At 73.5% G+C, this 24135-nt stretch carries 22 protein-coding genes; 7 read left to right on the top strand and 15 right to left on the bottom strand.

The window, feature by feature from the left end; genetic code table 11:
• The first annotated feature begins 48 nt into the window (after positions 1 to 48).
• The 6 genes from ACFC0Z_RS10115 to ACFC0Z_RS10090 all read left to right on the top strand — a co-directional run bounded on the left by ACFC0Z_RS10115 (position 49) and on the right by ACFC0Z_RS10090 (position 6692).
• On the top strand, positions 49 to 846 hold the full coding sequence (locus tag ACFC0Z_RS10115) for a glutamate racemase (protein ID WP_376434742.1): 798 nt from the start codon (positions 49 to 51) through the stop codon (positions 844 to 846).
• Positions 847 to 908: 62 nt separating this feature from the next.
• Complete coding sequence (locus tag ACFC0Z_RS10110) at positions 909 to 1532, top strand: hypothetical protein (RefSeq protein ID WP_376434741.1); 624 nt, start codon at positions 909 to 911, stop codon at positions 1530 to 1532.
• Positions 1533 to 1674: 142 nt separating this feature from the next.
• The gene (lnt, locus tag ACFC0Z_RS10105; RefSeq protein ID WP_376434739.1) at positions 1675 to 3291 is read left to right on the top strand and encodes an apolipoprotein N-acyltransferase; all 1617 of its coding nucleotides are present in this window, start codon (positions 1675 to 1677) and stop codon (positions 3289 to 3291) included.
• A gap of 83 nt (positions 3292 to 3374) precedes the next feature.
• Complete coding sequence (locus ACFC0Z_RS10100) at positions 3375 to 3857, top strand: NUDIX domain-containing protein (RefSeq protein ID WP_376434737.1); 483 nt, start codon at positions 3375 to 3377, stop codon at positions 3855 to 3857.
• 55 nt (positions 3858 to 3912) lie between these two features.
• Positions 3913 to 4707 carry a 3-hydroxybutyrate dehydrogenase gene (locus tag ACFC0Z_RS10095; RefSeq protein ID WP_376434735.1) on the top strand — a complete coding sequence of 265 codons (795 nt, stop codon included), beginning with the start codon at positions 3913 to 3915 and terminating at the stop codon, positions 4705 to 4707.
• A gap of 92 nt (positions 4708 to 4799) precedes the next feature.
• Positions 4800 to 6692 carry a helix-turn-helix domain-containing protein gene (locus ACFC0Z_RS10090; protein WP_376434733.1) on the top strand — a complete coding sequence of 631 codons (1893 nt, stop codon included), beginning with the start codon at positions 4800 to 4802 and terminating at the stop codon, positions 6690 to 6692.
• On the opposite strand, the gene ACFC0Z_RS10085 is transcribed toward ACFC0Z_RS10090, so the two are convergent.
• The 12 genes from ACFC0Z_RS10085 to ACFC0Z_RS10030 all read right to left on the bottom strand — a co-directional run bounded on the left by ACFC0Z_RS10085 (position 6674) and on the right by ACFC0Z_RS10030 (position 19599).
• A complete protein-coding gene (locus tag ACFC0Z_RS10085) occupies positions 6674 to 7933 on the bottom strand; it encodes an LLM class flavin-dependent oxidoreductase (protein WP_376434731.1) in 1260 nt (419 codons plus the stop codon). The genes ACFC0Z_RS10090 and ACFC0Z_RS10085 overlap by 19 nt on opposite strands.
• On the bottom strand, positions 7930 to 9312 hold the full coding sequence (locus ACFC0Z_RS10080) for an NtaA/DmoA family FMN-dependent monooxygenase (RefSeq protein WP_376434729.1): 1383 nt from the start codon (positions 9310 to 9312) through the stop codon (positions 7930 to 7932). The genes ACFC0Z_RS10085 and ACFC0Z_RS10080 overlap by 4 nt, the downstream gene beginning before the upstream one ends.
• Before the next feature lie 133 nt (positions 9313 to 9445).
• A complete protein-coding gene (locus ACFC0Z_RS10075; RefSeq protein WP_376434727.1) occupies positions 9446 to 10420 on the bottom strand; it encodes a fumarylacetoacetate (FAA) hydrolase in 975 nt (324 codons plus the stop codon).
• Between the two features lie 67 nt (positions 10421 to 10487).
• Complete coding sequence (locus ACFC0Z_RS10070; protein WP_376434725.1) at positions 10488 to 11798, bottom strand: pyridoxal phosphate-dependent aminotransferase; 1311 nt, start codon at positions 11796 to 11798, stop codon at positions 10488 to 10490.
• A 106-nt stretch (positions 11799 to 11904) separates the two neighbouring features.
• Positions 11905 to 13632, bottom strand: coding sequence for an AMP-binding protein (locus ACFC0Z_RS10065; protein ID WP_376434723.1), 1728 nt, complete (start codon positions 13630 to 13632; stop codon positions 11905 to 11907).
• Complete coding sequence (locus tag ACFC0Z_RS10060; protein WP_376434721.1) at positions 13632 to 14747, bottom strand: Glu/Leu/Phe/Val dehydrogenase dimerization domain-containing protein; 1116 nt, start codon at positions 14745 to 14747, stop codon at positions 13632 to 13634. The genes ACFC0Z_RS10065 and ACFC0Z_RS10060 overlap by 1 nt, the downstream gene beginning before the upstream one ends.
• Before the next feature lie 50 nt (positions 14748 to 14797).
• Positions 14798 to 15361 carry a type 1 glutamine amidotransferase gene (locus tag ACFC0Z_RS10055; RefSeq protein ID WP_376434719.1) on the bottom strand — a complete coding sequence of 188 codons (564 nt, stop codon included), beginning with the start codon at positions 15359 to 15361 and terminating at the stop codon, positions 14798 to 14800.
• Positions 15358 to 16197: an acetylglutamate kinase gene (locus ACFC0Z_RS10050; RefSeq protein ID WP_376434717.1), complete on the bottom strand. Its 840-nt coding sequence runs from the start codon at positions 16195 to 16197 to the stop codon at positions 15358 to 15360. The genes ACFC0Z_RS10055 and ACFC0Z_RS10050 overlap by 4 nt, the downstream gene beginning before the upstream one ends.
• Positions 16194 to 17249: an N-acetyl-gamma-glutamyl-phosphate reductase gene (argC, locus tag ACFC0Z_RS10045; RefSeq protein ID WP_376434715.1), complete on the bottom strand. Its 1056-nt coding sequence runs from the start codon at positions 17247 to 17249 to the stop codon at positions 16194 to 16196. The genes ACFC0Z_RS10050 and argC overlap by 4 nt, the downstream gene beginning before the upstream one ends.
• The gene (locus ACFC0Z_RS10040; RefSeq protein WP_376434713.1) at positions 17246 to 18100 is read right to left on the bottom strand and encodes a RimK family alpha-L-glutamate ligase; all 855 of its coding nucleotides are present in this window, start codon (positions 18098 to 18100) and stop codon (positions 17246 to 17248) included. The genes argC and ACFC0Z_RS10040 overlap by 4 nt, the downstream gene beginning before the upstream one ends.
• A 1-nt stretch (position 18101) precedes the next feature.
• Positions 18102 to 18287: a lysine biosynthesis protein LysW gene (locus ACFC0Z_RS10035; RefSeq protein WP_376434711.1), complete on the bottom strand. Its 186-nt coding sequence runs from the start codon at positions 18285 to 18287 to the stop codon at positions 18102 to 18104.
• A 160-nt stretch (positions 18288 to 18447) separates the two neighbouring features.
• A complete protein-coding gene (locus ACFC0Z_RS10030; RefSeq protein ID WP_376434709.1) occupies positions 18448 to 19599 on the bottom strand; it encodes an isopropylmalate synthase in 1152 nt (383 codons plus the stop codon).
• A gap of 240 nt (positions 19600 to 19839) precedes the next feature.
• On the opposite strand from ACFC0Z_RS10030, the gene ACFC0Z_RS10025 reads away from it, so the two are divergent.
• Positions 19840 to 20598, top strand: coding sequence for an arylmalonate decarboxylase (locus tag ACFC0Z_RS10025; protein ID WP_376434707.1), 759 nt, complete (start codon positions 19840 to 19842; stop codon positions 20596 to 20598).
• Between the two features lie 72 nt (positions 20599 to 20670).
• On the opposite strand, the gene ACFC0Z_RS10020 is transcribed toward ACFC0Z_RS10025, so the two are convergent.
• The 3 genes from ACFC0Z_RS10020 to ACFC0Z_RS10010 all read right to left on the bottom strand — a co-directional run bounded on the left by ACFC0Z_RS10020 (position 20671) and on the right by ACFC0Z_RS10010 (position 24124).
• Positions 20671 to 21384 (bottom strand): response regulator transcription factor, encoded by a 714-nt coding sequence (locus tag ACFC0Z_RS10020; RefSeq protein ID WP_376434705.1) that lies wholly within the window; start codon positions 21382 to 21384, stop codon positions 20671 to 20673.
• 1 nt (position 21385) lies between these two features.
• Positions 21386 to 22537, bottom strand: coding sequence for a transposase (locus tag ACFC0Z_RS10015; RefSeq protein ID WP_376434703.1), 1152 nt, complete (start codon positions 22535 to 22537; stop codon positions 21386 to 21388).
• 285 nt (positions 22538 to 22822) lie between these two features.
• Positions 22823 to 24124 (bottom strand): MFS transporter, encoded by a 1302-nt coding sequence (locus ACFC0Z_RS10010; RefSeq protein ID WP_376434701.1) that lies wholly within the window; start codon positions 24122 to 24124, stop codon positions 22823 to 22825.
• Positions 24125 to 24135: the final 11 nt, after the last annotated feature.

Raw genomic sequence — 24135 nt, 5'->3', positions numbered from 1 at the left:
CTGCCCCAGTTCGCCGGGGTGAAGGAGCCCATCGGCTAGGGTGACCGGGTGAAGATCGCGCTCATGGACTCCGGAATCGGCCTGCTCCCGGCGGCTGCCGCGACGCGCCGGCTGCGGCCGGACGCGGATCTGCTCATCTCCAACGACCCGGACGGCATGCCCTGGGGACCCCGTACCCCCGAGGACCTGACCGCCCGCGCCCTCGCGGTCGCCCTCGCCGCCGCCGAGCACCGGCCGGACGCCCTCGTCGTCGCCTGCAACACCGCCAGCGTGCACGCCCTGCCGGCCCTCCGGGCCGCCCTCGAACCCGAGATCCCGGTCATCGGCACCGTCCCCGCCGTCAAGCCCGCCGCCGCGGGCGGCGGCAAGATCGCCATCTGGGCCACCCCGGCCACCACCGGCAGCGCCTACCAGCGCGGACTCATCCGCGACTTCGCCGACGGCGCCGAGGTCACCGAGGTCCCGTGCCCGGGGCTCGCCGACGCCGTCGAGCACGCCGACCCGGAGGCCGTCGACCGGGCCGTCGCCGCCGCGGCCGCCCTCACCCCCTCCGACGTCCGCGCGGTCGTCCTCGGCTGCACCCACTACGAGCTCGTCGAGGACCGCATCCTCGCCGCCCTCGAAGCGCGCGGCCGCGCCGCCGGACTCCCGAAGCTCGTCTTCCACGGCTCCGCCGAGGCCGTCGCCGCGCAGGCGCTGCGCCGCATCGGCGCCGAGCCGGCGCCCGACGCCGAGCCCACCGGCCGCCTCTCCGTCCTCCTCAGCGGACGTCCCGGCACGCTCCCCGCCGCCGCCCTCACCTACGCCGAGGCGCGCCTCCTGGGAGCCACCGCCACCGCTCACTGACCGTGCGCGCGCGATCGCTCTCCGGCGCGCTGACCCGGAGGAACCTGGGTACCGTTCTCGGTATGAGGGAGCACTCCCGGGACCACGCGCGCCACGGCAGGCACAGGCCGGCCGTGTGGACCGGGCGCGCCACGAACCGCTTCCAGTGGCTCGCCGCCCTCGCGGGCGCCGCCTTCATGGCCCTCGGCATCACGCTGGCCGTCGGTTCGGCCTGGACCTCCGGCATCGCGGCCCTCGTCATGGCGGTCGTCGGCTGCCTCGCGGCCGGACTGCTCGTCCTCTTCGGCACGGTCGCCTTCGTCCATGTGGCGGTCACGGTCGACGAACGCGCCATGGAGGTCCGCTGCGGGCACATGGGGCTGCCGCGCCGGCGCATTCCCCTCGCCCGGGTCGCCGCGGTCGCCTACGTGCCGAGCGTCACGCCCCGGCACTGGGGCGGCTGGGGCTACCGCTGGCGCCCCGAGCACGGAACCGGCGTGATCGTCCGGGGCGGCGAGGGCCTCGTCCTGCGTCTCGACGACGGCCGTACGTTCACGGTGACCGTGGACGACGCCGCGTCGGCGGTACGGGTCATCGAGGAGCTCCTGCGCGAGCGGCCGCCGGGACCGCCGACCGCACCGCCGCCCGCGCCCACCGGCCCCGCGGCCTCCGGGCCCGCCGCCCCGCCCGCGCCCACGGGCGCCTGAGCACCGGCGCGTACGGGACGACGCCGACGACATGGCCGGTTCCGATCGGTTCTCGCCGGAGCCGTACGGGCACGGGGACCGCGAGCGGAAGGCTCCCGGTCCCGCCTCCAGGCCCACAGGGGCGCACCGTAGACTCCGCAAGGTGAGCGCCACCATCACCCCAGTCGACGAGCCCGGCCCCGAGGGCGCGCCCGCGCCGGAAGCCGTGAGCGAAAAGGTTTCCCCGCTGCGGCGGTTCGTCCGGCCCGGAGCGGCACTGCTGTCCGGAATCCTGCTCTTCCTGAGCTTCCCGCCGCGCCCCCTGTGGTGGCTCGCGCTGCCCGCCTTCGCGCTGCTCGGCTGGGTCCTCGGGGGCCGCCGGCTCCGCGCCGGCTTCGGGCTCGGCTACCTGGCGGGACTCGGCTTCATGCTCCCGCTCCTCGTCTGGACCGGCGAGGAGGTCGGGCCGGGGCCCTGGCTCGCCCTCGCCGCCGTCGAGGCGCTCTTCGTCGCCGCAGCGGGACTCGGCATCGCCGCCGTCTCCCGGCTGCCCGCGTGGCCGTTCTTCGCGGCCGGCGTGTGGATCCTCGGCGAGGCGGCACGCGCGCGCGTGCCCTTCGGGGGCTTCCCCTGGGGCAAGATCGCCTTCGGCCAGGCCGACGGCTTCTTCCTGCCGCTCGCCGCCGTCGGCGGCACCCCGGTGCTCGGCTTCGCCGTCGCCCTCTGCGGCTTCGGCCTGTACGAGGCGTACCGGCAGTTCCGTGCCTACCGCGCCACCGGCACCGTCCCGCGCGGCCCGCTCGCCGCCGCCGCGCTCGCCGTGCTCGTCCCGGTCACCGGCGCCTTCGCCGCCCTCCCGCTCGTCGACGACTCCGCCGAGGACGGCACCGCCACCGTCGCCGCCGTCCAGGGCAACGTGCCCCGCCTCGGCCTCGACTTCAACGCCCAGCGCCGCGCCGTCCTCGACAACCACGCGGCCCGCACCCGCGAGCTCGCGGCGGCCGTCAAGGAGGGCCGCGAGCCGCAGCCCGACTTCGTCCTGTGGCCGGAGAACTCCTCCGACATCGACCCGTACGCCAACCCCGACGCCGCCGAGGTCATCAACGAGGCCGTCGCGGCGATCGACGCGCCCACCGTCATCGGCGCCGTCATCTCCCCGCCGACCGGCAAGCTCCGCAACACGCTCATCCAGTGGGAGCCGGGGAAGGGCCCGGTCGCCACGTACGACAAGCGGCACGTCCAGCCCTTCGGCGAGTACATCCCGATGCGGTCCTTCGTGCGGCTCTTCAACAGCAACGTCGACCGGGTCAGCCGCGACTTCGGGCCCGGCACGAAGGTCGGCGTCTTCGACCTCGCGGGCACCAAGGTCGGCCTCGCCACCTGCTACGAGGCCGCCTTCGACTGGGCCGTGCGCGACACCGTCACCGACGGGGCGCAGCTCATCACCGTGCCCAGCAACAACGCCACCTTCGGGCGCAGCGAGATGACCTACCAGCAGCTCGCCATGTCGCGGGTGCGGGCGGTCGAGCACAGCCGGTCCGTGGTCGTACCCGTCACGAGCGGCGTCAGCGCCGTCATCCGGCCCGACGGCGAGATCGTCGCGCAGACGAAGATGTTCACCCCGGACGTCCTCGTCGAGAAGGTGCCGCTGCGCTCCTCGCTGACCCCGGCGACCCGCATGGGCACCCTGCCCGAGGCGCTGCTCGCGGCCCTCGCCGTCGCCGGTCTCGGCTGGGCGGGAGCGCGAGCGGTACGCGCCCGGCGCACGCCGACGGACTGAGCACGAGGCCGCGACACCTCACCCACCGACGAGCCCATGGCCCCGACCCGGAGATGATCAAGACATCCCCTAGGGTCGGGGCCATGGCAACTCCTGACTTCATTCGTGAACTGCGCCGGACGGCCGGTCACCAGCTGCTCTTCCTCCCGGGCGTCAGCGCGGTCGTCTTCGACGACCGTGGCCGGGTCCTGCTCGGCAAGCGGTCCGACAACGGGATGTGGGCGGTCATCGGGGGCATCGTCGAGCCGGGGGAGCAGCCCGCCGACTGCGCGGTGCGGGAGGTCTTCGAGGAGACGGCCGTCCGGTGCGTGCCCGAGCGGATCCTCCTCGTCGAGACCCTGGCCAAGCCCATCACGTACCCCAACGGCGACACCTGCCAGTACATGGACGTGGCCTTCCGCTGCCGTGCGGTCGGCGGCGAGGCGGTGGTGAACGACGACGAGTCGACGGAGGTCGGCTGGTTCGACGTGGACGACCTGCCGGAGATGAAGCGGTTCTCGTACCGACGGATCGAGAAGGCACTGGTCGACGAACCCACATGGTTCCGGACCACAGGTACCGAGTGAACTATGGGCTCGCCGCACATGTGTGGGGGAGTGGGCCGTTCATAGGGTGCGGAGCATGAGCGCCCCCACCCCCGCCATCGCCCTGGACCTCACCGGCCGCACCGCGCTCGTCACCGGCGCGGCCGGCGGCATCGGACGCGCCTGCGCCCTGCGGCTCGCCGCCGCCGGGGCGCGGGTGAGAGCCGTCGACCGGGCGGCCGAGGGGCTCGCCGCCCTGGCCGAGGAGGCCGCCGCGCTCCCCGGACTCCCCGGGAGCGTCGAACCGGAGACCCTCGACCTCACCGACCTGGACTCGGCCGAGGCCGTCGCCGCGGGCACCGACATCCTCGTGAACAACGCGGGGCTCCAGCTCGTCCGCCCCCTGGAGGAGTTCCCGCCGGACGTCTTCCACACCGTCCTCACCGTGATGCTGGAGGCGCCCTTCCGGCTCATCAGGGGCGCCCTGCCCCACATGTACGGCCAGGGCTGGGGCCGGATCGTCAACATCTCCTCCGTCCACGGCCTGCGCGCCTCCCCCTTCAAGTCCGCCTACGTGGCCGCCAAGCACGGCCTCGAAGGCCTCTCGAAGACCGCCGCCCTCGAAGGCGCCCCCCACGGTGTCACCTCGAACTGTGTGTGCCCCGGCTATGTGCGGACGCCCCTGGTGGAGCGCCAGATCGCCGACCAGGCCGCCGTCCACGGTCTCCCCGAGGAGCGGGTCCTCGCCGAGGTCCTCCTCAAGGACTCGGCGCTCAAGCGGCTCATCGAGCCCGAGGAGGTCGCCGAGGCCGTCCTCTACCTGTGCACCCCGCAGGCCGCCTTCGTCACCGGAGGCTCGCTCACCATGGACGGCGGCTGGACGGCCCACTGACCGGCGTCACCTCCCGGCGGGGGCGAAGGTTGTCCACAGGGCGGCGTGAGGGGGCTGGTGCGATGCCGTCCCCGCCAGGTATCCCTAGGTCCATGTCCCACGAACACGTCTCCTACCTGGAACTCCTCGCCCGGGGAGCCGCCACGGAGGCCTACGACCGGCCCGTGCTCCTGGCCCGTGCCTCCGGCGCGGGCCCCGAGGAGCTCGCCGCGCTCGAAGAGGCCAGGGCGCTCGCCCTGCGCGTCCGCGCCGACCTCGAAGGGCGCCGCCGCCGCGAGGCCGAGCTGTCCGCGCTCTTCGAGACCGCCCACGACCTCGCGGGCCTCCGCGACCTCGACGCCGTGCTCCGCGCCATCGTCCAGCGCGCCCGCTCGCTCCTCGGCACCGAGGTCGCCTACCTCAGCCTCAACGACCCCGACGCCGGGGACACGTACATGCGGGTCACCGAGGGCTCCGTCTCCGCCCGCTTCCAGCAGGTGCGGCTCGGCATGGGCGAAGGACTCGGCGGCCTCGTCGCCCAGACCGCCCGGCCTTACGTCACCGCCGACTACTTCGGCGACGCGCGCTTCCAGCACACCCGCACCATCGACACGGCCGTACGGGACGAGGGCCTCGTCGCCATCCTCGGCGTGCCCCTGAGCATCGGCAGCCAGGTCATCGGCGTCCTCTTCGCCGCCGACCGCAGGTCCAGGGTCTTCGAACGCGAGCAGGTCTCCCTGCTCTGCTCCTTCGCCGCGCACGCCGCCGTCGCCCTCGACACGGCCCACCTGCTCGCCGAGACCCGCGCGGCCCTCGCGGGTCTGGAGCGGGCCAACGGCATCATCCGCGAGCACAGCGCCGTCATCGAGCGGGCCTCCGAGGTCCACGACCGGCTCTCCGAGCTCGTCCTGCACGGCGGCGGTGTCCACGACGTGGCCGAGGCCGTCTCCGAGGTCATCGGCGGCACCGTCGAGTTCACCGAGGCGGACGCCGGATCCGCGCGCCGCGCCGAGGGCCACGCCGTCCGCGAGGGCGACGACTGGGTGGCCGCCGTCTCCGTCGGCGGCGAGACGCTCGGCGCGCTCGTGCTGCGCGGCCGCCCCGAGCTCGACCCCGTCGACCAGCGGACGCTGGAACGGGCCGCGCTGGTCACCTCCCTGCTGCTGCTCGCCCGCCGTTCCGCGGGCGAGGCCGAGCAGCGGGTCCGCGGCGAACTCCTCGACGACCTGCTCGACGCCCCGGACCGCGACCGCCGCCTCCTGCGCGAGCGGGCAGCCCGGCTCCGCGCCGACAGCGACGCGCCCCACGTGGTGCTCGCCGCCCGCGTCGACCGGCCGGACGGCGTGTCCGAGGCCGAGGCCGGCCGCAGGGAGACGGCCGACCGCCGTCGCCTCGGCTCCGCCGCCTCGCACCTCGCCGCCACCCGCCGCGGACTCGCCTCCGTACGCGACGGGGGCACGGTCCTGCTGCTGCCGCTCGGCCCCGGCGAGACCGCCGCCGAACTCGCCCGCCAGACCGCCCGCCACCTCGGCGGCACCCTCCGCGAACCGGTCACCGTCGGCGCCTCCGCGCCCGTGCGGGAGCCCCTCGACCACGTGGACCGGGTCTCCCTCGCGTACGCGGAGGCCCGCCGCTGCCTGGAGACCCTGCGCCTGCTCCACCGCTCCGGCGAGGGCGCCGCCGCCGAGGACCTCGGCTTCCTCGGCCTGCTGCTCGCCGACAGCCGCGACATCGGCGGCTTCGTCGACCGGACGATCGGCCAGGTCGTGGCGTACGACCACCGCAGAGGCACCGACCTGGTCCGCACCCTGGACGCCTACTTCGCCAGCGGCATGAGCCCGGCCCGGACGAAGGACGACCTCCACGTCCACGTCAACACGGTGGCCCAACGCCTCGAACGCGTCGGCCGCCTGCTCGGCGCCGACTGGCAGTCCCCCGCCCGCGCCCTGGAGATCCAGCTCGCCCTGCGGCTGCACGCGCTGTCCGGTCAGCCCTCCGATGCGTAGCGGCTGGCCGGGCGCGCCAGGCCCAGGTGGCCGCGGAGCGTGGTGGACGCGTACTCCGTGCGGAACACCCCGCGCCGCTGCAGCTCCGGGACCAGACCCCGGGTGATCGCCGTGAGGTCGTGCGGGAGGGTGGCCGGGCGGAGGCGGAAGCCGTCGAGGCCGGTGGAGCGCCAGTCGAGGAGCAGGTCGGCCAGTTCGGCGGGGGTGCCCGCGAAGATCTCCGCGTCGGAGGCGAGTTCGGCCCCGGCCGCCTCGTCCAGGCGGGACCTGCGCCGCGCCGCAGCGCCGGGTTCCTCGTCGAGGAAGACGAGGAGATCGGCCAGGACCTTCAGCGGGCGTTCCGCCACGTCCCGGCCGGTGCGCTCCACCGCTGCGGCGACCTCGGCGAGGATCCCCGCCGTGCCCGCCCGGTCGTGCGGCGTGACGGCGACGACGTCCGAGGCGCGTGCCGCGAACTCGTACGGCGTGGTCGCGTGCGCGAGGCTCACCACCGGCGGCCGGCCCTGCGGGGAGCGCGGGGTGATCGACGGGCCCTTCACGCTGAACGTGCCGCCCTGGAAGTCGACGTGGTGGACCTTGGCGCGGTCGAGGAAGCGGCCCGTCGCCGCGTCCCGTATCTCCGCGTCGTCCTCCCAGCTGTCCCAGAGCCGCCGTGCCACCTCCACCACCTCGGCGCCCTCCGCGAAGAGGGGGCGCAGGGGCCGGGAGATGCTCTCCGAGTCGGTGACGTCCTCCTCGGTGAGCAGGGGTGTGGCGCGGCGGCCGAAGTGGTCGGCGTCGGCGGCGCGGGACGCGATCTGCGGGCGCCAGCCGGCCCGGCCCCGGCTCGCGTGGTCGAGGGTCGCGATGCCGATGGCCACGTGGAACGGTTCGGTGTGGGTGACGTTGGTGGTGGGGACCAGGCCGATGTGGCGGGTGAGCGGGGCGAGGTAGGAGGCGAGCAGTACCGCGTCGACGCTGCCCCTGACCTGGTCCGTGCGGTCGTCGGGACGGTGGAAGGCGGCGGACTGGAGGCCGAGGGCGTCCTCGAAGGTGACGAAGTCGATCAGGCCGCGTTCGGCCTCGGCGACCAGGTCGGCCCAGTAGGCGGCGTCGAGCAGCTCACCGGGCCGGGCGTCCGCCTCGCGCCAGGCCGCCGGGTGCCAGCCCGCGCCGTCGAGGGCGACGGCCAGGTGCAGCGGGGCGGCGGGGGCGTCCGCGGCATCGCCGGTGTCGGCGGCGTTGTCAGGGGTGCCGGTCATGCGGAGGTCTCCTCGTGGTCGTGCCGGTCGCGCGGGGACTGTCCGGGGCCGCCCCAGCCGGCCGGCCGGGGCGCGTCGGACAGGCCCAGGTGATCCCGGAGCGTGGTGCCGGTGTACTCCTCGCGGTGGACGCCCTTCTCCTGGAGGATCGGCACGACCCGGTCCACGAAGTCGTCCAGACCGCCCGGGGTGAGGTGCGGCACGAGGACGAAGCCGTCGGCGCCCCCGGTCTGCACGTAGTCGTCGAGGGCGTCGGCGACCGTCTGGGGGCTGCCCACGAAGGTCGGACGCCCGTTGACCTCGATGACCAGCTCCCGGATGGAGAGGTTCCGCTCCTCCGCGAGCTTGCGCCACCGCCGGGCCGTCTCCGCCCGGCCGGCACGGAAGACGGAGTGCCCCTTCAGGAAGTGGGCCTCGTCCTCCGGCTCGATGTCGGGCAGCGGCCCGTCCGGGTCGTATCCGGACAGGTCACGGCCCCAGACCGCCTCCAGGTGGGCGATCGCGGTCTGCGGGCTGACCAGCTCGCGGCTGATCTCCTCCGCGTACGCGGCGGCCTCCTCGTCGGTGTCCGCGACGACCGCGTTGGCGGTGGGGAGGATCAGCAGGTCGTCGGGGCTCCGGCCGTACGCGGCCAGGCGCCGCTTCACGTCCCGGTAGAACTCCCGGGCCACGTCGATCCGGTTGTGCTTGCTGAAGATGACCTCGGCGTCGGAGGCGGCGAACTCCCGTCCGGCGTCGGACTCGCCGGCCTGGATGACGACCGGATGACCCTGCGGTCCCGACGGGGTGGTGAACCGGCCGGAGATGTCGAAGTGCTGTCCCTGGTGGGCGAATCGGCCCGCCCCGGGAGCGAGGAACTCTCCCGTGGCACGGTCGGCCTTCACGTCCCCGTCCGACCAGCTGTCCCACAACGTCCGTGCCGCGGTGAGGAATTCGGCGGCCCGGGTGTAACGGTCGGCCTCGGGGAGGAAGCCGCCCCGGCGGAAGTTCTCGCCGGTGAAGGCGTCGTAGCTGGTGACCACGTTCCAGGCGGCCCGGCCGCCGCTGAGCCGGTCCAGGGTGGCGAGGCGGCGCGCCACCTCGTACGGCTCGTTGAAGGTGGCGTTGACCGTGCCGGCGAGACCCAGGTGGGTGGTGACGGCGGCCAGGGCGCTCAGGACCGTCAGGTTCTCCGGACGCCCCGCGATGTCCAGGTCGTAGACCTGCCCCTTGTGCTCGCGCAGCCGCAGGCCTTCGGCGAGGAAGAAGAAGTCGAACTTGCCCCGCTCGATGGTCTGCGCGAGCCGGATGAAGGAGTCGATGGATATCTGGCTCTCGGAGCGAGGGTCCTGCCAGACGGTCACGTTGTGGATGGCGGGCAGCTGCGCTGCGAGATGCACCTGTTTTTTGGCGGTGGGGGTGGCGGTGGCGGGCACGGTGCCGGCTCCTCCTGCGAAGTGGGTGGTGACGCTCCGAGCGTGCCTGTGCGGTGCGGCGTCCGCACAGGCCGATCGGGCCTGTTTCACGAGGTGTTCACGGTGCGGTGACAGCCGCGGGATCCTCGGGGGTCCCGGGAGCCGGAGCGGCGGCCGGGGTCGTGGCGGGGGTCGGGGACACGTACCGCACCCGGTTCTCGAAGGCGACTCCGTGGCTCTTCACGTCGATGCCGATGACGTCGCCGTCGGCGATCCGGAACCCGTCGTGGAAGCTGGCCTCGTCCGCGCCCAGGAGGACGTAGTTGACCAGCCCGGGACGGCGGACCGCGGGGAACGTGAACAGGTGGTCCGCCATGTCCCGGATCCGGTAGTAGAGGGCGTCGTCGCCGCAGTCGAACGGGCCCTCCCAGGCCGTCGCGCCGTCCCGGACGATGGTGACCCGGCCGGTCACCGTGCGCGGCGGCGGACCGAGGAAGAGCCACGGGGTGAGGGCCGTGTCGCACAGCTTGCAGTACGGGTTGTAGCCCGGGTCCTGGCGGTGCAGGCCGATGTCGCACAGGTCGTTGCCGAAGGTGTAGCCGGCGTAGTGGGGTGTGCCGTCGGCGTCGTTGACGTAGACGAGGGCGACCTCCGGCTCCTCGATGAGGGCGACCGGGCTCGCGGGCACGACCAGGTCCTCGCCGGGCAGCCGCACCCAGTCGCCGAACCCCTTGAAGAACCACTTGGGCGGGGTGAACTCGCCGTCCTCCGGGGCGGTCTCGCCGCCCCACTTCTTCTTGTGCGTGCCCATGAAGCCGCTCAGCAGGGCCTTGCCCGAGGCCTGCGGCAGGAGGGGCGGAAGGAACCGCAGCTCCGGGTCGTCCGCGGTGACCTCGACGGTCGCCGCGCCCTCGGTGAGAGCGGCCCGCAGCGCCTCCTCCGAGCCGTCGGTGGCGATGAAGGCGGCGGCGACGCCGCCGTCCTCCACCCGGTACAGGGTGTGCCGCACGCCCTCCTCGGGGCGGCCGAACCCGACGTGGCGTTCGCCGCGGTAGAGCGCCTCGAAGAGGACCGGGAGGTGTGGGTGGGACATGGCGATGACTCCTCAGGTGTGTGTGGGTGTGCGGGCGGGTCGGGGAGGCGAGGGAGAGGGGGAGGGATCAGGAGCGCGCGGCGGCCGCGGCGGCGACCGTGGGCGCCGAGACGCCCGTCAGGTCGGACAGCACCTCGCCGACCCGGTCGACCGACTCCCGTATCCACGGCAGGGCGAGCGGGTCCGCCGCCTCCAGCGCCGCCGTGCGCCGCTCGACGGTGTCCCCGTAGAAGTGACTGGTCGCCGCGCGGATGCGCAGGGCTCGCCCGGTCTCCCCGAACGCGCTCGCGGGGAGGACCCCGACCCCGTACCGCTCGGAGAGCAGAGCGGAAAGACCGTCGCCGTCGTGCACGCCGTGCGCGTCGGCCAGCCGCTCCCGCAGGGGCTCGAAGTCCGGGTAGAGGTAGCAGGTCGCCGCGACGGGAGCCAGCTCCGCGCCGACAGCGGTGAAGCGGGCGGCGACCGCGCGCACCACCGCCTCGTGCAGGCGCCGGCTCGCCGCGATCCGCTCGACGACCTCCGGCGGCTCCCCGAACGCGTAGGCGGCGGCCGTCTGCACCGGCGCGGGCGGGCTGGACCAGATCTGGCTGGCGACCGCGACGAGCCGGGTGCGCAGCGCGCGCCCGAGCTCGCCGTCGGGGAGCCGGGCCACGCCCGTGCGCCAGCCGCCGAGCGCGAGGTTCTTGGTGAGCCCGGTGGTGGCGACGGTCCGCTCGGGGGCGTACACCGCCGGGGAGACGGCAGGCTCGGAGCCGTCGTAGACCAGGTCGCGGTAGATCTCGTCGGAGACGACGACCAGGTCCAGTTCGCGGGCGGCCTCGGCCAGCCGCCGCACGGTGTCGGCCGAGGCGACCGTGCCGGTCGGGTTGTCCGGCACGGTCACGACCACGGCGCCGACGTGCCGGCCGGCGGCCCGCGCGTCGGCGACCGCCTCGCGCAGCCGGTCCGGGTCCGGCACCCCGCCCTGCCCCGGCAGGATCGGTACGGGCAGGGGCCGCGCTCCGACGAGGCGGGCCTGGGCCGCGTAGCTCACCCAGCTCGGCACCGGCACGACCACGTCCCCGCCGACGGCGAGGAGCAGGGCGAACAGCAGCGACTTGCTGCCGGGGCCCGCCACCACGAGCTCCGGGTCGACGGGCAGGCCGCGCCGCGCCCAGTACCCGGCGACGGCCGTCCGCAGGGCAAGGCTCCCGGCGACGGAGCCGTACGCGTTCTCGTCGGCCGCCGCCGCGAGCCGGTCCCGGAGCGCGGGGAGGACGGGCAGCCCGATCTCCCCGCTGGCCATGGACAGGACGCGCTCCCCGGCCAGGCGCCGCCGGGCGAGCGCCTCGTCGGCGGCGAGCGTCGCCGACATGGCGACGGGGGTGGGTTCGGGCATGACGGCGGCTCCAGAGCTCGATGCGAGGGTGGCGAGGGAAGGGTGGTGAGAGAGGCGGTGGCGCGGGAGGTGGTGGCGAGGCGGGTGGCGGCGAGGGGAGTACGGGTCAGGCGGAGGCGCTCGTGGCGTACCGGCCCCGCAGCTCCGCCTTGCGGACCTTGCCCGTGAGGGTCTTGGGGAGGGCGGGGACGAGCTCCACCCGGTCCGGCAGGAAGCGGGTGTCGTGGCCCGCCTCCGTGACCCGGTCCCGGACCTCGTCGAGCGTCGGACCGTGGCCGCCCCGCGGCACGACGACGGCGACGATCACCTCGTCGTCCCCGCCCGCGCCCGAAGGCCCGAGGCCCACCAGCGCGGCCTCGACCGCCTTCGGGTGGCTGCCGATCACGGCCTCCAGCTCGGTGACCGGAGCCACCTGCCCGTCCCGCAGGACCGCGTCCCTGGCCCGGCCGATGATGCGGATGCCGCCCCGGCCGTCGTCCCGGGCGAGGTCGCCGGTGTCGAACCAGCCGTCCTCGTCGAGCTCCGCCGCGAACGCCTCGGGGCGCCGGTGGTACCCGAGGGCGAGCGACGCCCCACGCACCTTGAGCCGGCCCACGGCGTCCGTGGCTCCGGGTGTCTCCCCGGGGGTCCCGTACGCGTCCGACGTCTCGATCCGGGTCTCCATGGCGTCGATCGGGCTGCCGTTGCTCCGTGCCGCCCAGCCCTCGGGGTCCTCGGGCCGGGTGGTGGTCACGGGGCCGTTCTCCGACATGCCCCACAGGGAGTGGGCGCGGGCGCCGAGCGTCGCCCGGACCTCGTCGGCCAGCTCCCGCAGCACCGGCGCCGAGCCGATCACCACATGGCGCAGGGTGCGGACGTCCCGCCGCTCGGCCCGCTGGGAGGCGGCCACGTCGGCGAGGGTGGCCGGCGGCCCGTACAGCAGCGTCGCCCCGTACCGCTCGACGAGGTCGAGCAGCGCCTCGTTGCGGCGGACGTCCTGGAAGGCGACGGTGCCGCCCAGCATGACCCCGGCCAGGACCCCCTGGGCGAACCCCGAGTAGTGGACCAGGGGCGTGGAGACCGCGGCCACCCAGTCGTCGCCCGCCCCGAACGCGTCGACATAGCCGCGGACGGCGGAGTGGACGGTGTTCTGGCTGTGCAGGACGCCCTTGGACAGTCCGGTCGTACCGGAGGTGAAGAGCACCACGAACGGATCGTCCGGGCCGAGCGCCAGGCCGTCCAGCCGTGCCGTGGCGCCGTCCCGCTCCTCCCGTTCCTCGGCCACGAAGTGCTCGTGGAAGGGGAGCGCGCCCTCGGGCAGCGGCCCGTCGACCACCACCACATGCTCAAGGGAGGGGAGTTCGCCCTTGAGACGGGTGGCGATCTCCGCCAGGGGGGTGCCCGACCACTCGGGGAGCGTGATGATCACCCGCGCCTCGGTGAGGCCGAGCCGGTGGCGCAGCTCCTCCTCCGTGCAGATCGGCGAGATCGGGATGATGACCGCGCCGGTGCGGATCGAGGCGAAGATCAGTGCCACCATCTCCCACCGGTTGGGGAGCTGGACGGCGACGAAGTCGCCCGGACGGACGCCGAGTTCGAGCAGGGACAGGGCGAACCGGTCGGTGAGCCGGTTCAGTTCGGCGTAGTCGAGGGTGTCGGTACGGGACTCCGCGACGCGCCGGCCCGCGATGGCCAGCCGGCGCGGACGCGTACGGGCCTGCCGGTGCAGGTCGTCGAGGAAGGTCTCGTCCCGCCACCAGCCCCGGCGGCGGTACTCGGCGGCCCGCTCCTCGGAGACGGCCGCCGCGCCGGAGCCCGTACCGATCGCCGGCCGCTTCTCCGCCGCCGTGGCCATCAGCGCTCCTTCCGGCGGGCCGCGAGCAGCTCGGGCAGCGGGTTGCCCGCCCGGGAGGCCGCGATCTCCAGCAGGTCGCGGGTGTTGCGCCGGACCCGGTCGCCGACCCAGTCGAAGACCCAGGTCTTGCGGGCCTCGGCCGGCAGGTCGAACGGGACGACCCGGGTGACCGCGAGGGCGGCCGAGGCGGCGCCGCCGATGTTGGCGATGACGCCCGGGACCAGCCGGGCCCCCGACGCGGCCACCTTCTCCTTCGCCGCCGCGCTGGAGGCGAGGTTGGCGCCCTCCACCACGAGACCCGCCCGCAGACGGTGGGCGTTCTCGGCGGACAGCGCGTACTTCTGCGCCGCGAGGATCAGAATGTCCGCGTCGACGTCCAGCCACGCGTCCGGCTCGCCGGAGAGCTTCACGTCCCCCGGCAGCCGGGTGCGGTCGATGGCCCCGAACTGGTCGGTGATCGCCACCAGATCGGCCACCGGCAGCCGGTCCGCGGTGATCGTGCCCTGGACGTCGGCGACGCCCACGACGACGTGCCCGCGGTCCTCGAGGAACCGGGCCACCGCCCGGCCCACCGCGCCGAACCCCTGCACCACGACACGGGCGGGGCCGCTGTGGCCGCTCGCCTCCAGGGCGGTGATCGCGGCGACCCCGACTCCGTGACCGGTGGCGTCGATCAGCGGCTCGTAGTACGTGCGCCAGTCGATCGGCATGTCGGGGGCGCCGAGCCGGAAGCGGGGGTCGTACCCCGCCTCCTCGAAGAAGACGGCCCGGTCGGCAGGGGTGACTCCCATGTCGATGCCGAGGTGGATGCCGCCGTGCAGGAGCGGCTTCACCGTGCGGCCGAAGGTGCGGAAGGTCTCCTCGCGGTCGCTTCCGTCGGCGACGATCCCGGCCTTGGCACCGCCGATGCGGAGCCCCGCCAGGGTGAACTTCTCGGTCATGTCCCGGGCCAGGCCCGCGACCTCTTCCTCGGTCACCCCGGCGGTCATCCGGGTGCCGCCCATCGCCAGGCCGTCGACGAGCGTGTCGACGACCACCCATCCCTTGATGGCGCCGCCGCTGCCGTGGAGGCGGACGGCGAGGGCGGGGTCCTGCGGTTCTTCCGGTGCGCTCATGGAGATATCCCTGTTCTGTCAGGCGTGTGGAGGACGTGTGGAGCGGCGGGTCACTGGTAGAGCTGGGCGAATCCGCGCAGGATCTCCAGGCCGTCCTTGCGGAACTCCAGGTGGGCCTGGGAGCCCTGGATGCGGCCGTCGTCCGAGCGCAGGAACTCCACGGGCGCGTGCTCGGAGCGCCCGATCGAGCGGTAGCCCGCCGGAGCCTCCTGGAGGTACAGCGTGTGCCGGTGGAAGACGGTGACCGTCGGCTTCACGTACGCGAAGAGCGGTTCCTCCGTGTCGACCTGCGCCTCGTGGCCGCCGACGCGCTGCGGCCCCTCCGCGAGGCGCCCGCCGGCCGCGACGGCGAGGATCTGCATCCCGCCGCAGATGCCGAAGACCGGCACGTCCGCGGTGGTGACCAGGTCGATCAGCGGCTTGTAGAACTCGCTGTCGTACGCGCGCACCTTGGTGCCGCTCAGGACGATCGCCTGGTAGCGACCGTCCACCCGGGCGGGCACGGACGAGGCGTCGACGGTCTCGGTGTCCGATCCCAACTCCTCGAACCGTGAACGGAGTTGCGGGAGGGAAAGAGTGCCGTTGTTCACGACGAGCACTCGGGGCCGCGTCATGCGTTCGCTCCTGTCGTGGGGGCCCGGGTCCCGGTGACGACCGTGCCGGTGGTGCCGTCGAGGAGCTCCGTCACCGCGGCGCTGCCGATGACGACCCGCTCGACGCCCTGCTCCAGGGCCTCGCCGGCGGCCCGCAGCTTCTTGCGCATGCCGCCCTTGGCGCCCTTGTCGCGGAAGGCGGCGGCGTCCTCGGCGCTGATCCGGCGCACCGGCTCCTCGTCGATCAGCAGGTGGGCCACGTCGGTGACGAGGACCAGGTCACGGGCGCCGGTGGCGCCGGCGATCGCGGCGGCGGCCCGGTCGGCGTCGGTGTTGACCTCCCGGCCCGCCGCGTCCCGGGCGAGCGGGGTGACGAGCCAGGCGTGGCCCGGCAGGAGGTTCCCGATGCGCGCCGCGTTCACCCCGGTGATCGGGCCGACGAGGTTCTCCAGCTCGACGAGCTGCTTCTCCCGCCACCACCACCGCTCGCCCTCGCCCGCGCTGACCAGCCCGTCGCTGCCGAGCAGCCGGCCTGCGGTGATGCCCCGGCTCTCCAGCCGGCCGATGACGTCCTCGGCGAGCGTGGCGCTGACGGTCTTGATGTCGGCGATGACCTCGGGTGTGGTCCACCGGCTCTGGTTGCCGTACCGGTCGCGGAGGATCGCCGACGGCTCGCTGTAGCGGGCGTCGAGCTTCTTCAGGGGCTTGGACCAGCCGTGGACGAGGATGAGGGGGCGGTCCCTGCCGTGGCGGGCGAGATCGTCCCACCAGCCGCCGTCGAGGTCGTCGAGGCAGCTGCCGCCGAGCTTCACCACGGTGGGAACGACGGGGGCGGAAGGCCGGGTTCGGGTGCTCACGCCGGCATCACCGGCTGCTGCGTCAGTCCCGTCTCCTCCGGCAGGCCGAACCGCAGGTTCGTCACCTGCACGGCCTGGCCCGCGGCCCCCTTGACGAGGTTGTCGAGCGCGGCGAGCACGACGATCCGGCCGCCTTCCTCGTCGAGCAGGACGGTGACGTCCGCGTAGTTGGAGCCGAGGACGACCTGGGGGTCGGGAACCGGGATCAGCGTCTCGTCGTGCCGCCGCACCCGGACGAACGGGCGCCCCTTGTAGAAGCGGAGGTAGGCCCGGTTCAGCTCGCGCTGGGACACCTTCTCGTCGGTGAACACGTACGAACTGGTCAGCAGGCCACGGACGTTGGGGACGCCGTACGCCGACATGGACAGGTTCCCGATCGTGCCGGACCCGCTCCGCTTCAGGAAGTCGCCGACCTCGGCGGCGTGCCGGTGCCCGGTCGGGGAGTACGGGGCGATGGCCCCGGCCCGGAAGGGGTGCAGGTCGGAGGTGCGCAGCTTGATGCCGCCGCCGCTGGACCCGCTCTTCCCGTCCACCACGACCGTCTTCAGGTCGAGCCCGAGTCCGAGGGTGAGCGGGGCCAGGCCCAGGGTGATCGCGGTGGCGTAGCAGCCGGGGAGCGAGATCAGCGCGGCGTCCTTGAGCCGGTCGCCGATGAGCTCGGGCACGCCGTAGACGAAGCGGTCCGCGAGGTCGGTGCGCCGGCTGACCTTCGGGTACCAGCGGTCGTGGAGCTCCGGGGTGCGGATCCGGAAGGCGCCGCTGAGGTCGACGATGGCCGGGACGCGGTCCGCGAGGAGCGAGGAGAGCTCGGCGGAGACCGGCGCCGGGGTGGCCAGGAACAGGACGTCGACCTCGTCCGCGACCTCCTCGGTGACGGGTCGCACGGTCAGGCCGTGGTCGAGGCGGAGGCCGGGGTGGAGCTCGGAGGGCCGCCGTCCGATGTGGGAGGAGCCGCCCAGGAAGGTCAGTTCCAGGTCGGGGTGCTGGGTGATGAGGCGGATGAGTTCGCCGCCGGCGAGCCCGGAGGCGCCGACGACTCCTGCACGGATCACGCGAGGAGCTCCTGTAGATAACGGCCGATGGCCGAAGGGATGTCCGCTCCGGTGGCGGAGGCCACGGCCCGGAAGGCGGGGGCGTGGTTGACCTCGTTGACGACGTAGCCGTCGGGGGTGGCGAAGAGGTCGACCCCGTAGATCCCGGGGCCGAGGGCGTCCACCACTCCGTCGACGATCTTGACGATGTCGGGGTCGTGGGCGATCGCGCGGTTCTTGTTGCCGAGGGCCGCGTTGTTGCGCCAGTCGCTGCCGCCGCTCTGGAACTCGGCGGCGCCGATCAGCTCACGCCCGACGACGAAGCACCGCACCGAGCTGCCGCCGAGGTACGGCTCGACCAGGCTGGCCTGCTCGAAGGCGTGGGCCAGGTCCTCGACGTAGTCGTACACGGAGTGGGCGGTGTCGGCGTCACGGATGAGGGTGACCCGCTTGCCCATCCCGCCGAAGACGGGCTTGAGGACGAGGGGCAGCGGCAGATCGCCGAGCGCCTTGTCGAAGTCCTTGCGGGAGAGCGCGAGCCGGTGGTCCGGCACCGGCACGCCCGCCGTCCGGAGCAGGGCGCGCAGCGCGGCCTTGTTCTCGCAGGCGTGGACGGCGCGGGCGGTGTTCAGGGTGGGGACGCCGGCGGCTTCGGCGAGCGTGGCGATGAGCCCGCCGCGGGTGTAGCTGCGGCTGCGGATCAGGAGGGTGTCGTACCCCCTGATCGCCGGGGCGTCCGGGTGGCCGAGGGAGAGGGATTCGTCGTTGACCCAGTCGATACGGAGACCGAAGGCCGGGGCCGCCTCGATGAGCAGGCGTTCCTCCCAGGCGACACGGTCCGCGACGACCGCGACGGGACGGGGGGCGCCCATGTCACTGGCCCCAGTCGCGCAGCTGGACCTCGACCATCTCCAGCGTCAGACGGCCGTCCACGACCGCCTCGACACGGAGGGTCAGGATGCACTCGGGGCAGGAGAGCGTCTCGCCCTGGGTGACCGGGGGCACGGTCAGGTCGGTCTCGCACTCGGGGCATACGCCGGTCAGGGTGGCGGTGGGCATGAGGAACTCCTGTGAGAAATAAGGTGGGTTGTGCGGGTACGCGGACACGCGGGTACGCGGGACACGCGGGACACGCGGGACACGCGGGACACGCGGGACGCGCAGGTCGCGCGGGTCGCGCAGGTGTTGCGGGTGACGCGGGTTACGCGGCGTACGCGGCTTATGCGGGAACGAGCCGGAAGTCGGCGGCCGCGGCACGGATCGTGCTCCGGTCGAGGAGCGGCCTGCCGTCCCGCTCCTGCCGCTCGGCCAGCCAGGCGGTGAAGGCGTCGACGTCGACCTCGAGGCCCGAGTCCTTCAGGGCCCAGCGGACCAGGGCGGTGGTGAGACGGCTGCGCACCCGCAACTCGCGCGTGTTCCCGACGAGTTCGGCCGGAAGCGTCTCGTAGGCCTCCGGGTTGCTCAGCTGGCCCGGCAGCTCGTAGGCGAAGGCGTGCGGGGTGGTCGGCCCGGACTGGAAGGCTTCCCCGAGGCCGGTGCCCCTGAGGGCGAGCCGGGACAGCTCGGTGAGGTGGGTGAGGTCGAAGCGCGTGTCGCCGTGGATCACGCGGAGCGAGGTGAGCAGTTCGGCCAGCGGGGCGTTGCCGCCGCGCTCGCCGATGCCGCCGACGGTCGCGGAGATCCACTGGGCGCCCGCCCGCACGGCGGCCAGGGAGTTGGCGACGGCCATGCCCAGCATGTTGTGCGAGTGGATCTCGATCTCGGAGCCGTCGATCGCCGTCAGATCGGCGATCACCTTCTCCATCTGCCAGGGTGAGAGGTACGCGACCGTCTCCGCGAGCCGGAACCGGTCGGCCCCCGCGGCGAACCCCGCCTCCACGTAGGGAACGAGCCGCTCCCTGGGCGTACGGGCGCCGTCCTCGCCGCTGAACGTGACGTGGAAGCCGCGCTCCTTGGCCTGCTGGATCGCCGAACGGGCCAGCACCTGAAGGAACTTCGGACTGGCCGAGTCCAGCTTCAGCCGCGCGTGCTCCTCGGAGGTGGGGATGGAGTACATGATGTGCCGCACGCCGAGGCGCTCGGCCTCGTCCAGTGCGGTGGCGACCTGATGCCGGTCGCGCACGACGAGGAGCGTCATGCTCCGCTCGGGGGTGATCGCCTCGTGGGTGGCGAGGACGAGGTCGGCGTCCTTGGAGTCCGGGCCGGACACCATGCCCACCTCGACGAGTTCGACGCCCGTGCGCACCAGCAGGCCGGCGATGGCTGCGGCGTCCTCGGGACCGAACTCGACCCCCGCCATGTGTGCCGAGTCCCGCAGTGTCGCGTCGGATATCCGGGGCGGACTCTCCGGATCCGGTGCTTCCGCTGTCATTTCCTTTTCCTCTCGTCCGGGAAAGGCCGGCGATCGCGGATCCGTTCGTCAGGACCCCGCGTTCGTTGATCCATATCCTTCGGCGCCTGGCCGGAAAGGGCAACGCCTGCCGTGTGAGGGCTGTATTGCGCAGTGTCGGGGAATGTCAGGAAGGACAGGCGGCGCAAAGGTGATGTGCGGGCGTGCCAAAGAGCGGGCGCGGAGCCCCCGTCGGGGCGGCTCGCGCCCTACTGTGCGGGCATGGATCTCTTCTCGCTGCCCCGGCTGGGGGTCGTCGTTCCGCCGGAAAACCCCACGGCGGAACCGGAGTTCAACCATCTGCTCGGTGACGGGATGAACGTGTACACCTCCCGTTTCCCGGTGACCCCGGGAGCCGGGCTCCGGACGATGCTGGAGACGTACAACGACGTGCTGCCGGAGCTGCTCGGCAGCTTCGGAGCGCTGCGCCTGGACGCCACCGTCGTGGCGTGCAGCGCCTCGCACTACCTGCTGGAGCCGGCGGGCGACCGGGCCTTCTGCGAGGCCTTGTCCGAGCGGGTCGGCTCGCCCGTCCAGTCCTCCACACAGGCGATCCTCGCGGCCTGCGAGGCGCTCGGAGTGACCCGCCTGACCCTCGTCTCCCCGTACGAGCCGTGGCTCACCGACACCTCCCGCGCCTTCTGGGAGCAGGCCGGGCTCACGGTCGACGGGGTGGTGCTCGTCCCGGCGGAGCCGGCCACGAGCGTGGACGGGGACGCGCGCTACGACCCGTACGCGGTGACGACCGAGGCGATACTCCGCGCGATACGGGAACGGGAGCTGCCCTCGGACACGGCCCTGCTCTTCACGGGTACGGGCATGGGCACGCTCGCCGCCCTCGCCGAGCTGGCCCGGACGGACCCGCACCGCACGCTGCTGACCTCGAACCTGGCCTCGGCCTGGTGGGCGCGACGGGCGGTGGGGGAGACGAGCGAGGCGCACCACCCGCTGCTGCGCCGCCTCGAAAGGGCGGCGGTCTGACGGAGAGCGCCCCGGGACACCGTGCCCCGGGGCGCTCCCCGTCACCGCGGTCCGCTCAGTGCCGCGGTCCGCTCAGCCGGTGGACGTCTCCGGCATCCGCCGGACGTACCCCATCCGGTAGCCGACGCCCCGGACCGTCACGATCCAGCCGACGGCTCCGAGTTTCGCCCGGAGGCTGCTCACGTGCGTGTCGATCGTGCGGCTGTTGTGCCCCCATTCGTTTCCCCAGACCCGGGCCATCAGCTCTTTTCGCGTGACCACCGTTTCGGGGGTCGCGGCCAGGGTGTACAGCAGGTCGAATTCCTTCCCCGTGACATCGACGAGCCGGTCGTGCAGGCGCACTTCCCGCACCTCCGGATCGATATGCAGATGACGCAGGGAAATGGTCGCCGGAAGGTTTCTCCGGGGCTGGGCGCGACGCAGCACCGCTTCGATTCTGGCCCCGACCTCCCGGAATCCCCAGGTCTTCACCACACAGTCGTCCGCGCCCGCGTGGAGTACCAGGACCCGCTCCAGTTCGGCGTCGGCCTCGGCGACCGCGATCAGCGCGGTGGTCCCGCCGTCGTGCAGGGACCGGCACAGCTCCAGTCCGTCGATGTCGGGCAGATCCAGCGAGAAGAGCACCAGATCCGCGTCGCCGTACTCCCGCAGGGCCCGCTCCCCGGTGGAGACACTGCGGGCGTGGAATCCCTGCCGCCGCAGATGCCCCACCCTGGCCGTCGCCGCGGCGGCGTCCGGCTCCACCACGAGTACCCGTCTCACGCGCCCTCCTTTCTCGTCGGTCACGTCAGGCGTGGGGAAGGAGCTGGTGGACGTAGGCCGCCGAGGCCATGGTCATGTGGTGGTGCCAGCCGGGGAAGGAACGGCCCTCGAAGTCGAGGACGCCGAACCGCTCACGGAGCACCGACACGGCGGAGAGCGCCGCGGTGTGGCTGCGCGCCAGCCGCAGGACCTCGTCCACCCGGTGCTCGGTGAGCGTGGTCAGCCAGTACCGGGGTGGTCTCCGGCCGTCGGGGTCGGGCCGTTCCAGGAGGCGGTACGGGCGTACGCCCCCGCCCTCGCCCGGCGCCGGCCGGGGCACGGTCACCGTGCCCGCGTACGTGTGCACGGGCACCGCCCGGACCCGGCCCTCGGGGGGCTTCCGCAGCATGATGGAGGTCTGCCGGGCGTGCCGCGTCTCCATGAGCGCGCTCACGGTGGTCACGACGGACGTCGGCGGCCCGCCCGGGAGCACGGGACGGTCCGGGGAGACCTCGCACACCACGTCGGCCCGCTCCCGGGCGAGACCCGCGAGGACCCCGGCCGCCTGGTCGCAGCGGGTCAGGTCCAACACCCAGGGCACACGGGGGAGTCGGGGCTGAGCCGCCACCGCGGCGGCGAACCCGCTGACGTGGTCGGCGGCGGTGCGCCCGGCCTCGGACCCCGGGATCCGCGCCCGGCGTCTGCGCTCCCGGTCCGATTCCCACGGGCCGTCGAGCACGAGGCTCCAGCCCACCGGGTAGCACTGGGTGCCCGAGGCGAGGAAGAAGACCAGCGCGCGCTGGGAGTTGACGGTGCGTCCGGTGTCGGCGTCCACCCTTCGGCGCACGCCCACCGAGTGCTCGCCCCGCTTCGGGATGACGAGTTCGGCGACGGTCCAGGCCCGCGGTGTCGTCCGCGCGGCCACCCGGCCGGCCAGCCTGCGGCGTACCGGATTCCAGTCCCAGGGGCTGGCGTTGATGAACTGGTGGAAGCCGTGTGCCGCGGCCGCCGGTAAGGAATCGGCCAGTGCCATCCGCCGAGGCGTCTTCTTGCCGTCTCCATGGATCAGTGCCCACAGATACGCCTGGGCCCAGCGGCGCTGCTCTGGCCTCGGGAAGGCCCGGAAGATCTCGTCGGAGAACGCCTGGATGCCCGCGGCATCGCCCGGCGCCGGCGCGCGTACTTCACTTGACGGCATGGAACGCCACGCCCCCTCGATACTCGGCATCGCTCGTGCCCGAGCCGATGCATGGCACATCAGTACGAGGCGAAAGTATCGTTCGGGGCGGCTTTTTCCGCGATCGGCCGCCCATTTCGCGAATTCACCGTCCGACCTGCGGAAACGCGATCCAGCCAGGTATGCGCGGGCGGTGCGTGCAGGTAGCAGAACCGGCTCCACCCGTGGTGGAGCCGGTTCGGCGGGGCTGACTGGTGAAGTGTCAACAAATCATGAACATAGCCACGACACGGTGCTGACCCGGCCTCAGGAGACCGGAGTCGAGGACTCCTCGGCGACGGTGTCGGCGTCGGTGTCGGCCTCGACGTCGGCCTCGGCGGCCACCGGCCGTCGGGCGGGGAAGCCCGCCTGACGGGCCTGGAGCACGACCGCGATCACCGGCAGCAGGAGCAGCAGGACCGTCCACGGGAAGGACTCGCTGCCGACCACGTCGAGGAGGATGCCGCCGACGATGCCGCCGCCCGCCATCGCGACGTTCCAGAGCGTCACGAGCATCGCCTGGGCCGCGTCCGCGGAGTCACCGCCCGCGTCGCCCACGGCGGTCTGGAGCAGGGTCGGCACGCCACCCCAGCCGAGTCCCCACAGCACCGCGGCGACGTAGACGAGGGCGGTGGAGCCGGAGAACACGCCAAGCAGCAGCGCGGCGGCGGCGACGAGCAGGGCGCCGCCGATGGTGAGTCCGCGCAGACGGCGGTTGATCTGCGCGCCGACGACCCAGATGCTCGCCAGCGAGGCGGCGCCGAAGACGAGCAGGATCAGCCCGGTGGAGGAGCCGAGGCCGAGGTCCTCCAGGTAGGTGGCGATGTACGCGTACAGGATCGTGTGTGCGAGGACGAAGACCAGCGTGACGAAGAGGACCGGGGTGACCCCGGGGACGCGCAGGGCCTGCAGCATCCTGGGCCGCTCGCCGCGCTCCTGCCCGGGGTAGTCCGGCACGGCGGCGAAGATCCACACCAGGAGCACGACCGTGAGGGCCGTCATCGACAGGAAGGCCACCCGCCAGCCGAGCCAGTCCCCGAGGAACGTGCCGGCGGGGACGCCGAGGGAGAGCGCCACGGGGATGCCGGCCATGGCGATGGCCATCGCCTTGCCCTGGAGGTGGACGGGGGCCATGCGGCGGGAGTACCCGGCGAGCAGGGCCCAGGCGACACCGGCCGCGACACCGGCGACGAACCGGGCCGCCATGGTCAGCTCGTACACCGACGACACGGCCGTCACGGTGTTGGCGAGGGCGAACCCGGCCACGGCCGTGAGCAGCAGCTTCTTGCGCCGCCAGCCCGCGGTGGCCGCGGTGAGCGGGATCGCGGTCAGGGCGGTGCCGATCGCGTACACGGTGACCGTCTGGCCGGTCGCGGACTCGCTGACCCCCAGGTCCTGGCTCATCGCGGGCAGCAGACCGGCGGGAAGGGTCTCGGTGAGGCTGGTGATGAAGACGGCTGTGGCCAGGGCCAGCAGCGCGAACAGCGGAAGCTTCCGCTGCTCGTCGCCCCCGGTCTTCGCCTGCGGGTCCGCGGCGGCGGACGGCGCCGTGTCGGGTGCGGTGCTCATGGGGTGTGCTC

Source organism: Streptomyces sp. NPDC056144, from assembly GCF_042264145.1.
In the GTDB taxonomy this organism is placed as follows: Bacteria; Actinomycetota; Actinomycetes; order Streptomycetales; family Streptomycetaceae; genus Streptomyces.
This window is presented reverse-complemented; position numbering and strand designations above follow the sequence as displayed.